Genomic DNA, 12077 nt, shown 5'->3' with positions numbered 1-12077 from the left:
GGGGCAGTCCGCCACCACCCTTTCGGGCGGGGAGGCGCAGCGCGTGAAACTGGCGCGGGAGCTGTCGCGGCGGGCGACGGGGAAGACGGTCTACCTGCTGGACGAACCGACGACGGGCCCCCACTTCGACGACATCTCGAAGCTGCTCTCCGTCCTGCACCTGTTCGCCGACGCGGGGAACACGGTGATCGTCATCGAGCACAACCTGGACGTGATCAAGTCGGCCGACTACATCGTGGACCTGGGGCCGGAGGGGGGCGACGGGGGCGGCGAGGTGGTCGCGACCGGCACGCCCGAGGCGGTCGCCCGCAACCCGCGCTCCTTCACCGGGCAGTTCCTGCGCCGCGTGCTTCCATGAGCGCCCGCCCGACCCGGTCGCAGGCGAACTGGTAGGCGATCCGCCCGCTCCGGTCCCCCTTCCGCTGCGACCACAGGATCGCCTCGTCGCGTGCCTCCCGGGTCCACGCGAGGCGGTGTCCGCTCTTTTCGCAGAGCCGGTCGAACCACATCCGCGCGACCTCCAGGTAGAGATCCTGGCTGAACGGGTGGAAGGGGACCCAGAGGCCGAACCGGCCGGACAGGGAGATCTTCTCCTCGACCGCCTCCCCGTGGTGGACCTCCCCCTCGACCAGCATCGCGCCCCGGTTGTCGCTCTCGTATTCGGGGATCAGGTGCCTCCGGTTCGACGTCACGTAGATCAGGACGTTGTCGGGAGGGGCGTAGACGGAGCCGTCGAGTGCGCTCTTCAGCATCTTGTAGCTGGCGTCGCCCGACTCGAACGACAGGTCGTCGGAGAAGACGATGAACCGGTACGGCTCGTCCTGGATCGCGTCCACGACCCCGGGGAGGTGGACGAGATCCTCCCCGTCGACCTGGACCACGCGCAAGCCCCGTCCGGCGAATTCGCGGAGGATGGCGCGGACGAGCGACGACTTGCCGGTCCCCCGGGTTCCCCACAGGAGGACGTTGTTCGCGGGCAACCCCATCAGGAACTGGCGCGTGTTGTCGAGGACGACCTCCTTCTGCCGGTCGATGCCGAGGAGGTCCTCGAGGCGGATCGCCTCGATGCTCCCGACCGGCTCCATGAAACCGGAGAAGGAGCGGCGGCGCCAGTTCGCCGCGTGGCAGGTCGACCAGTCGATGGGGGGCGCGGGTTTCGGAAGGAGCGTCTCGAGGGAAGAGAGCACCCGCTTCCACTGCCCGTTCAGTTCGTCGTCGGGGATCATGCGTCCTCCGGGAGGAAGGAAGGTGCGGTTACGCGGCGGACGATTTCTTTCCCCCGTCGCCGCCGGTCAGCAGCTTCCGCGCAACCTCCTCGGGGAAGAGGTAGTTCACTTCCCGCTCCACCGCCGCGATGATCGGGTGGGTCCGGTTCTCGCTCTCCATGCACCAGACCTCGTCCATGTCCTCGTCGACCGTCAGCACCCCGTCCGACACCACCAGCGGGAACATGACGCAGAAGCGCGGTTTCCACTCCCACTCGTGGCGGCCGAGTTCGGCCGCCGCCTTCTGCAGCGCGCAGCCGTGGTCGGGGTGGAAGAAGACGCAGTAGTCGCCCGCGACGTTGGTCTCCACCGCCGTTCCGCTGGGGCAGTCCGGGTCCCGGACGGTTTCCCCGAACCAGAGGGAAGGGATCCCCGCCTCCGGCCGGACGAACGGGAGGAACCGGTCGGCGTTCCGGAGGATGATGTCGCGCTCCTCCACGTCGGCCCAGACGCCGCCCCTGCAGCAGCGGCTCTTGCACCGGTCGAGGGAGCAGCGGTGGGGGAACTTGGCGCGGAACACGTGCGGGTCGATCTTCATCGATGAACACCTTTTCGTGTGGGGCATTGCCGCGGGGACACACCGCGGACGAAGAGATTATTCTATTCGCGCATGCCCTTCCCGGCAAGGCCTTGCCGGGAAATTTTCATGCATCGCTAAAGATTTCCGCCGAAACGGTCGAAGATGCATGCGGATTTGAAACCACGTGCTGTTCCGGATGGCCGGAAGGCGCGCAAAAAAGGAGGAACGATGCGTAAAGCATGGGCTGTTCTGGTTGTGGCGACGGCGATCTTCGCGGCCGGCCCCGGTTGGGCCGCCGACTCGGCCACCCTGACGGTGCAGGCGCTGGTGGTGCCGACCTGCATGTTCGAAGCGCCGAAAACCGCGACCCTGGACTTCGGCTCCCTGACGCCCGGCGGGGGGAACGTGACGCAGAGCGCGATCGCGCGGTTCTGGTGCACCGCCGGCGTCTCCACCCTGAACTTCGCGGTGGGGAACGGACTGAACTACTCCGGCACCTCGCGCGGCATGAAGCACGCCACCTTCGCGGACGTCATCCCGTACTCCATCGACTCCGTCACCCCGGACGGAAACCCGAACGCGGGTCCCGCGAGCCCGCGCACCGTGACGATCCAGGGTACCGTCCAGGCCGCCGCGTACGCCGCCGTTACCGCGGGGGCGTATTCGGACACCGTGCTCGTTTCGATCAACCCTTGACGAAACGTTCGCCGGATGACCTGCAGGGATTCGGCTCCGACGGCGCGGAGCGGCTTTCCGGCCGCACCGCGCCGTCCCCGTGCCGGGAGCGGGGCGACATGTCTCGCCGCCCTCTCCCTGGTGCTGGCGCTCCTTGCGGGGTCGGTCTCCCCGGCGGGTGCGGACACGACAGCGATGGTCGTGGGCGCAACCGTCCTTTCGAAGAGCAATTGCCGTTTTCGGACGAACAACGCGACGCTGGATTTCGGCGTACTCGACCCCGCGAATCCGCTCGATGTCACCGCGACCGCGACCGTCCCGTTCATCTGCCGCGGAAGCGCTCCGATCGCAACGTTCGCGTTTTCGGACGACGGCGGACGGTATCCTTCCGGACCCGGCGTCCACCGGATGCGACACGCAAGCGCCGCGATCCCGGAATACCTCCCGTACTCCTTCGCGCTCAGCCCCGCCACCGGCACCGTTCCGAAGAACGTCGACCGGAACCTGACGGTCACCGGAACCGTCCTGGGAGCGGATTTCCGGGCGGTCCGGGCGGGGATCTATTCGGACTCCGTGGTGATTTCGATCTTCCCGTGAGGGGGATTCCTCCCCCGATCGCCTGAACTTTCCTCCCTCCTCCGCCGATAAGCCATCGGGGGAGGAACCATCCTTGACGGAGAGGGAACGGAAGGACGGCGAAGTCCCGGAAGGAAACCGGCCGGCCCGGCGGCTGCTCGGCCAGGTGCTGGTGGACGGCGGGTTCATCACCCCCGGGGACCTCGAGCGGGCGCTCGAGGAACAGAACCATACCAACGAGCTGCTCGGCGAAATCCTGGTCCGGATGGGGTTGGCGGATCCGTCGGAGATCGCCGCCGTCGTCTCCATCCAGAGCGATCTCGCGTCCATGGAATCCGCGGTCCGGGCGGCGGCCGGCGTGCGCCGGTACCTCGGGGAACTTCTCGTCAAGGCGAGGCGGATCAACCGGGAGCAGCTGGAGGAGGCGCTTTCCGAGCAGCGCCGGACCGGCGAGAAACTCGGCGAGATCCTTGTCCGCCGCGGTCACGTGTCCGAAAGCGAACTCCGGGTCGCCCTCTCCTTCCAGCGCGCGCAGGCCGGCGGACCGGAATCCTCGGTCCGTCTGCGCCTCGGGGAGATCCTCGTCGCCACCGGACAGATCACCCGGGAGCAGCTCGAATCGGTCCTCGCGCGCCAGAGGCTGACGAAGAGGAACATCGGGGAGCTGCTGGTGGAGTCGGGGGCGACCCAGCACCACCAGGTCGCGCGGGGGATCCGGCTCCAGGAGATGCTGGTCACCGCCGCCCTCGTCGCCGCGCTCTCCCTTGCGGATGTCGCCGCGGCGCAGGAGCTCCCGCGGGACCGGTTCGCCGGTTCGCACGGTTCCGCGCGGATCCAGGTGACGTCCCGGGTGCCGGCACGGGCGACTCTCGAGGTCCTCCACCAGGACCGGACGGTCGTCGTGACCGCCGAGGACGTATCGCGGGGGTTCGTGGAGGCCCGGGCGGCCTCCCGGATTCTGGTCCGGGAGAATTCGCCGATGGGATATCTGCTCGTCTTCGAGGGAGCCGTCACGCCCGGCGCACCCTTCGGCCGCGTATCGGTCCGGGGACTCGGAAGGGAAGTGGAGATCGGTCCGGGCGGCGGATTCATTCCCCATCCCCACTCCGCGGGTCCCGTCGCCGCGGAGTTGACCTACCGCTTTTTCCTCGCGAAGGACGTACGCCCGGGAACGTATCCCTGGCCGCTCTCCCTCTCCGTTCGGCCGTTGTAGCCCCGCGCCGCCGTTCTGCTATAGTGTGCCCATGCACGAGCCCCGTTCCAGCCGGAAATGCGCGCGTGTTGCGTTGCGCTCCCTCGCCCTCCTGATTCTTCTCCCGCTGCTCCCCTCCGCCGTCGTTGCCGGCGACTGGCGGGTGACCCCCATACGGCTCGAGCTCGGCCGCGACGCGAAGAGCGGGGTCGTGACGATCGTGAACGAGTCGGAAGAGAAGCTGCAGGTCCAGATGAGCGCGATGGAATGGACGCAGGACGCGGCGGGGAAGGACGCGTACGCCGACACCTCCGACCTCCTCTTCTTCCCGCGGATGATGATCCTGGAGAAGAAGGAGGAGAAGATCCTGCGGGCGGGGATCAAGGTGCCGGCGGGCGGCGTGGAGAAGACGTACCGCCTCTTCATCGAGGAGATCCCCGGTCCCGGGAAGGCGGAAGGAGCCAACATCGCCATCGCGATCCGTTTCGGCGTTCCGATCTTCGTCCGCCCCCTGAAGGAGGAGTTCCGGGGGGAGGCCGGCCCGGCGGCGATATCCGCCGGGACGCTCCACGTCCCCGTGAGGAACGCCGGGAACGCCCATTTCGTCATCCAATCCGTCCTCGTGTCGGGGAGCAACGGCAGGGGAGAGGAGATCTTCTCGAGGGAGATCGCCGGATGGTACCTGCTGGCCGGGGCCTCCCGTGCGTACACGACGCCGGTTCCGCCCGAGGCGTGCGGAAGCCTTTCGAAAATCGATATCGAGGTCAGGACGGATCATCTCCCCCTTCGCACGCAGCTGGTTGCGGACCCGTCCATGTGCGGGAAGTAGCGGGACGAGCCGCGCGCCCGCAAGGGGGATCCGCCGGCGCGTGCCGTTCCTCCTCCCCGTCGTCCTGGCCGTGTGGTTCGTCCCTTGCGCCCTGCGGGGAGCCGACTCCTTCTACGCGAAGATCTACCGGAACGGGGAGGACAAGGGGGAGTTCCTCGTCCACCTCCGGGGGGATCGGGATTTCCTGGTCCGGTCGGCGGACTTCCCGGCGCTGGGCCTCCCGGCGCCGACGGTGCCGACCGAGGAGATCGACGGCGAACCGTACGTCCCGCTGAAGTCGGTGGGCGGGCTCACGTTCCTGTTCAACGAAGGGACCCTCTCCCTCGAGATCACGGCCGACCCGGTACTGCTGCCGAAGCGCGCGATCGACTTCCTGCCTCCTCGCCAGCCGGGGGTCCTCTTCCCGAAGGACACCTCGGGGTTCGTGAACTACGGGATCACGTACGAGGGAGGGAGCGCCCGGGAAGCCGAAACCGTGAACGTCACCGGCCAGGCCGGGGCCCGCAAGGGGGATTTCCTCTTTCTCACCGACGGGACGTACGGAAGGACCGACGCGGTTCGGCGGTTCGTCCGGCTGGACACGAGCGTGACCCGCGACTGGCGGGAAAATCTACAGCGGCTGGTGGCGGGCGACCACTCCGCCTCATCGGGCAGCCTGGGCAGCGCCTTAAGCCTTGGCGGGCTCGGGTTCTCCAAGGTGTACCGCATGGACCCGTACTTCCTTCGCTACCCGCTGGCGACGGTCTCCGGGATGGTGAGCCTGCCGTCGGAGGCGGAAGTGTACCTCGGCGGGACGCGGATCCGGACGGAGAAGCTTCATCCGGGGCCGTTCGAGCTCCGGAACGTGTCCTCGATCGGAGGAAGGAACCTGGTTTCCGTGGTGATCCGGGATCCGTTCGGCAGGGAGCAGCGGATCAGCTACCCCTTCTACTTCACGGACGTCCTGCTGGGGAAAGGGCTCCACGAATACGGCTACAGCGCCGGTTTCCTCCGGGAGCGGTTCGGGGAGGAGAGCAATCGGTACGGAGCTCCGGCGTTCGTCGCGTTCCACAACTACGGCGTGAGCGACGCGTTGACGGTCGGGGGCCGGGGCGAGGGGAGCCGCGAAACGGCGAACCTGGGACCCGTCGCGGTGTTCCGGATCCGCGACGCCGGAATCGCGTCGTTCTCCTTCGCGGGGAGCGCGAATCGAGGCGGGGGAGGGGGCGCCGCCGGCGAGGCGAGCCACACCTTCCAGGGCGCCGCGGTCAACACCCGGCTTTTCCTGAAATGGCAGACCCGCCGCTACGCGGTGGTGGCGGACGAGGTGCAGGCGGCCGCGGACAAGTCCCGCTTCGAGATCGCGGCCGGTGCGGGGTACGGTTCCCGGCGGGCGGGCTCCCTCTCCGCGGACGTCGAGTCCCGGATCATGCATTCGGGGCCGGACCGTCGGACGGCGGCCCTGGGCTACTCCAGGACCGTGCGGGATAGCGTCAGCGCGATCCTTTCCTTTCGGCGGACATGGGAGCGGGAGCGGGTGAACGAGCTGTTCGCGGGGCTGACGTACTACCCTTGGCAGGAGTCCTCCTTCTCCGCGAGCTACCGGCGGACGGGGGACATCGGCACGGAGACGCTGGAGGCCAGGAAGAACCTGCCGGCGGGGGAGGGGTGGGGTTACCGCGTCCCGTTGGAGCGGACCGACTCCCCGTCGCTCTCGACCACGGTGGCGGCTCCCTCCGTGCAGTACAACGCCCGGTTCGGTTCGTACGCGGCGGAGTACCGCGGCGTGAAAACGGAGCCCGGGGGATGGAGCGGGAGCCACCGTCTCTCGGCGTACGGCGCGGCCGCCTTCGTCGAAGGAGACTTCGGATTCGGCCGTCCGATCCCGGACAGTTTCGGAGTGGTGACGGTGGGCGGCCTGGAGGGGGTCCGCGTGTACCACAACAACCAGGAGATGGGGCGCACCGACTCGCGGGGGAAGTTGTTCCTGCCTTCCCTGGGGTCGTACTATGAGAACCAGGTCTCGATCGCCGACAAGGACGTTCCCATCGAATACTCCATCCGGGAGGTGAAGAAGGTGGTGTCTCCCCCGCTGCGGAGCGGGTCGCGGATTTCGTTCGAGGCGAACCGTTTCCAGGCGGTCACCGGCAGGCTGGGTATGCGCCTGGACGGTACCGTGTCGCCCGCCGAGTACCTCGAGCTGCGGGTGACGGGTGAAGGGAGGGAGCGGGTCTTCCCGACGGGGAAGGGCGGAGAGTTCTTCATGGAGGAGCTGCGCCCGGGGACGTATCTCGCGTCCGTGGAGCACAAGGGGAAACGGTGCTCATTGGGGTTGAGGGTTCCGCAGTCCCATGAGATGATCATCGACCTGGGAGAAGTGACCTGTGAAGAGAGCCGGTAAATTGTGGGCGGCGCTGCTGTTCTTCCTGCTTTCGATCCCGGCGCACGCCGCCTGCCGGGTCGCGACCACGGGTTTGAACTTCGGCGCCTACGATGTCTTCACCGCCACGCCGCGCGACAGCACGGGGATGGTGACCGTGGCGTGCGACCGGTCGCCGCCGCCCGACGTGGTCGTCTCGATCGGGCCCAGCCCGACCTCCGGGGGGTTCAACCCGCGGCAGATGCGTCACGCGTCGCGGCCGGACCGCATGAACTACAACCTGTACACTTCGCCGTCGATGTCGACCGTCTGGGGGAACGGGACGGCCGGGACGTCGACCGTGTTCCTGAAGAACGTGCACAAGAACCGCCCGGCGGTCGCGACGATCCACGGGCGGATCCCCGCCCGGCAGAACGTCTCCGTCGGAGGCTACTCCGACACGCTCACGGTTACCATCACCCCGTAAGCGCTCTTCCCTCTACCGGACGCAGAGCCAGTCGGTCCCCGCGTCGGGAACGATCTCGAAGGAGAGGTTTTCCCCGCGCACCGGACCGGCCGTGATCTCCCCACGGCCGTGCGCGTCTTCCCGGAGCGACCGCCGCGGCAGGAGGAACGCGTGGAACGGCCCCGGTCCGCACGGCGAAGGGCCCGTTTCGGTCGTCACTTCCGAGACGGAAAGGGTCGAGCCACCGCCGGAAGAAGCGAATGACGCGGTCATCTCCAGCGTGAACGTCCTCTCCCTTCCCCCCTCCGGAACGGTGACGAAACCGGATGTGGCGAACGATCCCGTCATCCAGCCGGAAGGTACCGCAACCCGGTACTCCCGGTCTCCGGCGAGATGGGACAGAAGCGGGGCGAGCTTCTCGCCGATCGCCCGGTTCGCCGCCGCGTACAAGGCTTCCGTGGCGCGCGCGAGCTCATTGTCCTCCGGAGGATCGCCCGGCGCCACGGGGGACAGCAGGATCTCCGCCGGCGGGACGCCGTCGGCCGCGGCGCGCTCCCATCCCGGCGTCCCCCGCGCCCGGAGGGCGACCCCGGCCATGCCCCCCAGGGCGTACGACTCCTCCTCCTTGTCCGGGCGGCTCCACCGCCCGCGAATCCGCCGGACCGCGGCGGCGGTGAGCTTGCTTTCGTCCGCGTCGCACCCGGCCTCCGCCGCGGACGCCGCCATCACTCCCGCGTACTCGGCCGTTCCTTCCATCGCGTCGATGCGCCGCGTTTCGCGGATCGCTCCGGGGAATTCGTCGCGGAGGTGTCTCATCCACGCGGCGGCAATGGCGAGCGCCCCAGCGTCGCCCTCGGCCGCCGCGCGCAGCGACCGGATCATCTCCCGGCGCAGGTACCGCGGCTTCCACGGCTCCGGGTACCGGATCCCGCGCGCCATCTCCGCTCCCGCCCCGTTCCATTTTCCCTGGACGTACCGGTGGAACGCCTCGTGGACGATGACCTCCACCGACCAGAGCGGATCCTCCTTCGGGTCGAACGAAAAGCCGAGCGTGGAGTGGCCGAACAGCTCCCCGAACTGGAATTCGGAGCCGGAGGTGAACAGCGGCGGCATCGTGTCGAACGGAACGGCGGAGATCCGCGGACTCCCGCGGTATCCGTCCCGCAGGTCGTTCCACAGCAGCGCGCGCCGTCCCGCCGGGTCGACCAGCAGCACCTGGAACTCCCGGCCCGGAATCCCCGGCCACACCCGGTCGGGACAGACGGCCAGCGGCGGCGTCAGCAGCTCCGCGACCGCCCGCGCCGGGTCGGTCCCGTCAGCGGCGCTCCCCGTCGCCCGGACGGGCCCCGCCGCGCAGGCGAGGAGCGCGATCGGGAGAAGCGCGATGATGAGCCTTGCGTGCAACACGCAGATGGGATGCGGCCCCAACGGAAAAGGGCTCCCGGAGGAGCCCTTTTCGCGGATCCGTTTTCGCCGTTCGGAGGACTAAAGCTTCCCGACGAGGACGAACGCGATGACCAGCGCGTAGATGACGAGGGACTCGATCAGCGCGAGCCCGACGATCATCGGGATGAAGATCTTGTTCTGGGCGGAAGGGTTGCGCGCGATCCCCTCCAGCCCGGCTGCGATGGCTTTGCCCTGGCCCATCGCGCCGCCGAACGCCGCGATCGCGATGCCGAATCCCGCCGCCAGAGCGATGACGGCCTTCACGTTGGAATCGCCGCCCGCGGCCGGAGCGCCCTCCGCCGCCATAGCCACCGACGCCACTGCCACGAAGAGCAGAGCGACGAGGAAAGAGAAGGTGAACCTGCGGAACATTGGGTGTTCCCCCTTTCAGGATGTTCCCGGGAGCCGGTTCCGCCCGGCGGCCGGGGTGGAGCCTGTATCATCGACCGGGGTTCGTCCCCCGGATCAATGCTCTTCCGCGTGCGCCACGGCGCCGGAGATGTAGATCATCGACAGCACGGTGAAGATGAAGGCCTGCATGAACGACACGAAGAGGCCCAGCCCCATGAAGACCGAAGGCACGACGATCGGGATGAGCGCCATGAAGCCGGCCACCACGGCGTGGTCCCCCGTGATGTTGCCGAAGAGACGCAGGGAGAGCGACATCGGCCGCGCCAGGTGGGAGATGATCTCGATCGGCAGCATGATCGGGAACATCCACCACATGGGCCCGAGGAAATGCTTGAAGTACGCGATCCCGTTCTCCCGCACGCCGAAGTAGTGGGTCGACAGGAAGATGACGAGCGCGAGCCCCACCGTGACGTTCATCTTCTGCGTGGGGGGGAGGAACCCGGGGATCAGCCCGAGCAGGTTCATGAACAGGATGAAGAGGAAGCAGCTCCCCAGCAGCGGGACGTACTTCTTGTAGTGGTGCCCGATGATGTCCTCGGCCAGCTGCGAGAGGAACCCGAGGATCAGCTCGAAGAAGTTGCGCAGGGTGAAGCGGGGGTCCGGGACCACCATCTCGGAGGTCTTCCGGCTTCCGACCACGAGGAGCGACCCCGCGACGAGGAAGGCGGCGATGAAGAAGGCGGAGTATACGTAGAAGTAATGCTCCCCGCCCGGGAGCATCATGAACCACGAGAATCCGTGCCCGCCCCCGCCGGCCGCAAGCGCCGCCGCCGGCAGCGCCGCCAGGAGGAGCAACCCGAGAATCGCCTTGCGCATCGCCGATACCCCCCGAGATAGCGAAACGGTCACGTCGTCGCCCGGAACGACCGCGCCAGCGCCTCGAGGAGCACCCCGAGGAAGAGCGACGACAGCCCGAGCAGGAACCCGAGAACGTCGAACCCGCCGTACCGGACGACCAGGAAGACGACCCCGATCAGCCCGAGGAACTTGAGCGCGTACTGGACGATGAACCCCTTGTTCACCGTCCCGCCGCCCGAAAACGCCTTCTCCAGGATCTTCCGGATCAGGAAGAAGTTCCCGAAGGCGATGGCGGCGCCGCACGCCGCCCCCGGGAGCATCCGGAACGTTCCTGCGCCGGCCGCCCCCGCCGCGGCGATCCCGCCCAGGACCAGTGCGGCGGACAGGAGGATCCGGCGCTCGAGCGACCGGAGGGGAAACTCCTCACTTCCCACCGGGCTTCCCCTGTTCCCCGCCGTCCTTTTCCGTGTCCTTGGCGGAGCGGACGGCCGCGCGGTAGAGGCTTCGCACCCCGGCGGCGAACCCGAACGCCAGCCACAGGATCATGAGCCACGGGGCGGTCCCGAGCCATCGGTCGAGGTAGTACCCGATCCCCAGGCCGACGACCACCGAGATGGCCATCTCGAGCCCGAGGGCGCTGTACCTCCCCAGCTCCCGGAACAGCGCTTTCCGGTCCTGACGGTCGGTCACGGAGAGAAACGCCGGATTTTTATCACAGACAACGTAAAGGCGTCAATATAAAAGCCGCTGGCGGGGGACACTCTTCCCCTTCCTCCCCTTAGAAGTCCAAAACCGAAGAGTGTCCCCCTAGGTGGTGTCATGAAAGCGTGGAGAGGACGGCTTTCGCGGCGGCGACCGTCCGGTCGAGGTCCCGCTTCGTGTGCGCCAGGGAGACGAACCCCGCCTCGAACTGCGACGGCGCGATGTAGACGCCCCGCTCGAGGAGCCCGTGGAAATATTTCGCGTACCGCTTCGTGTCGCTCCGCTTCGCCGACGCGTAGTCGGTCACCGGCCCCTTCTGGAAGAAGGTGGTCGACATCGGGTAGTCCGCCTTCGCGTTGAGCTCCCGGTACGCCCCCTTCCGGGACAGCTCCGAAAGCGCCGCGATCCCCGCCGCCACCGCCAGCGGGTTCCCCGACAGCGTCCCCGCCTGGTAGACGGGGCCGACCGGGGAAAGGCAGTCCATGATCTCCCGGCGGCCGCCGAACGCGCCCACCGGCAGCCCTCCCCCGATGATCTTGCCGAGGACGGTCAGGTCCGGGACGATCCCGAACAGCTCCTGCGCTCCGCCGAACGCCACGCGGAAGCCGGAGATCACCTCGTCGAAGATGAGGAGCGCCCCATCCTTCCTCGTCAGCGCCCGAAGCTCCTCGAGGAACCCCGGCGCGGGCGGCACCACGCCCATGTTCCCCGGGATCGGCTCCACGATCACGGCCGCGATCCGCTTCCGGTTCCTCTCGAAGAGGCGGCGGACCGATGCCGCGTCGTTGAAGTTCGCGGTCAGCGTGTGCCGGGCCACCTCCGCGGGGACTCCGGGCGAGTCGGGCTGCCCGAAGGTGAG

At 68.1% G+C, this 12077-nt stretch carries 15 protein-coding genes; 7 read left to right on the top strand and 8 right to left on the bottom strand.

The window, feature by feature from the left end:
- On the top strand, positions 1 to 358 hold a 358-nt coding region (locus HZB86_05245), incomplete at its 5' end, for an excinuclease ABC subunit UvrA (protein MBI5904940.1).
- On the opposite strand, the gene HZB86_05240 is transcribed toward HZB86_05245, so the two are convergent.
- Positions 324 to 1226 (bottom strand): ATP-binding protein, encoded by a 903-nt coding sequence (locus HZB86_05240; GenBank protein ID MBI5904939.1) that lies wholly within the window; start codon positions 1224 to 1226, stop codon positions 324 to 326. The genes HZB86_05245 and HZB86_05240 overlap by 35 nt on opposite strands.
- Positions 1227 to 1254: 28 nt before the next feature.
- Positions 1255 to 1803: a DUF3109 family protein gene (locus tag HZB86_05235; GenBank protein MBI5904938.1), complete on the bottom strand. Its 549-nt coding sequence runs from the start codon at positions 1801 to 1803 to the stop codon at positions 1255 to 1257.
- A 210-nt stretch (positions 1804 to 2013) separates the two neighbouring features.
- Between HZB86_05235 and HZB86_05230 the strand changes: the two genes are divergently transcribed.
- From HZB86_05230 to HZB86_05205, 6 genes are all read left to right on the top strand, one after another.
- The gene (locus HZB86_05230) at positions 2014 to 2481 is read left to right on the top strand and encodes a spore coat protein U domain-containing protein (protein MBI5904937.1); all 468 of its coding nucleotides are present in this window, start codon (positions 2014 to 2016) and stop codon (positions 2479 to 2481) included.
- Positions 2482 to 2496: 15 nt separating this feature from the next.
- Positions 2497 to 3057, top strand: coding sequence for a spore coat protein U domain-containing protein (locus tag HZB86_05225; GenBank protein MBI5904936.1), 561 nt, complete (start codon positions 2497 to 2499; stop codon positions 3055 to 3057).
- 73 nt (positions 3058 to 3130) lie between these two features.
- Positions 3131 to 4249, top strand: coding sequence for a hypothetical protein (locus HZB86_05220; protein MBI5904935.1), 1119 nt, complete (start codon positions 3131 to 3133; stop codon positions 4247 to 4249).
- A gap of 73 nt (positions 4250 to 4322) precedes the next feature.
- Positions 4323 to 5057 carry a molecular chaperone gene (locus HZB86_05215; protein MBI5904934.1) on the top strand — a complete coding sequence of 245 codons (735 nt, stop codon included), beginning with the start codon at positions 4323 to 4325 and terminating at the stop codon, positions 5055 to 5057.
- Positions 5058 to 5097: 40 nt separating this feature from the next.
- Positions 5098 to 7437 carry a fimbrial biogenesis outer membrane usher protein gene (locus HZB86_05210; protein MBI5904933.1) on the top strand — a complete coding sequence of 780 codons (2340 nt, stop codon included), beginning with the start codon at positions 5098 to 5100 and terminating at the stop codon, positions 7435 to 7437.
- Positions 7421 to 7882 carry a spore coat protein U domain-containing protein gene (locus HZB86_05205; protein MBI5904932.1) on the top strand — a complete coding sequence of 154 codons (462 nt, stop codon included), beginning with the start codon at positions 7421 to 7423 and terminating at the stop codon, positions 7880 to 7882. Before HZB86_05210 ends, HZB86_05205 begins: the two co-directional genes overlap by 17 nt.
- Positions 7883 to 7894: 12 nt before the next feature.
- Here the strand turns inward: HZB86_05205 and HZB86_05200 are convergent, their stop codons facing one another.
- The 6 genes from HZB86_05200 to HZB86_05175 form a co-directional block, all read right to left on the bottom strand.
- A complete protein-coding gene (locus HZB86_05200; protein ID MBI5904931.1) occupies positions 7895 to 9265 on the bottom strand; it encodes a hypothetical protein in 1371 nt (456 codons plus the stop codon).
- A gap of 81 nt (positions 9266 to 9346) precedes the next feature.
- Positions 9347 to 9679: an ATP synthase F0 subunit C gene (locus HZB86_05195; protein MBI5904930.1), complete on the bottom strand. Its 333-nt coding sequence runs from the start codon at positions 9677 to 9679 to the stop codon at positions 9347 to 9349.
- Positions 9680 to 9772: 93 nt separating this feature from the next.
- Complete coding sequence (gene atpB, locus HZB86_05190) at positions 9773 to 10534, bottom strand: F0F1 ATP synthase subunit A (GenBank protein MBI5904929.1); 762 nt, start codon at positions 10532 to 10534, stop codon at positions 9773 to 9775.
- Positions 10535 to 10563: 29 nt separating this feature from the next.
- The gene (locus HZB86_05185) at positions 10564 to 10950 is read right to left on the bottom strand and encodes an ATP synthase subunit I (GenBank protein MBI5904928.1); all 387 of its coding nucleotides are present in this window, start codon (positions 10948 to 10950) and stop codon (positions 10564 to 10566) included.
- The gene (locus HZB86_05180) at positions 10940 to 11137 is read right to left on the bottom strand and encodes an AtpZ/AtpI family protein (protein ID MBI5904927.1); all 198 of its coding nucleotides are present in this window, start codon (positions 11135 to 11137) and stop codon (positions 10940 to 10942) included. Before HZB86_05180 ends, HZB86_05185 begins: the two co-directional genes overlap by 11 nt.
- 196 nt (positions 11138 to 11333) lie before the next feature.
- On the bottom strand, positions 11334 to 12077 hold a 744-nt coding region (locus tag HZB86_05175; protein ID MBI5904926.1), incomplete at its 5' end, for an aminotransferase class III-fold pyridoxal phosphate-dependent enzyme.

This window comes from Deltaproteobacteria bacterium (assembly GCA_016234845.1).
Taxonomy (GTDB): domain Bacteria; phylum Desulfobacterota; class Deferrimicrobia; order Deferrimicrobiales; family Deferrimicrobiaceae; genus JACRNP01.
This window is presented reverse-complemented; position numbering and strand designations above follow the sequence as displayed.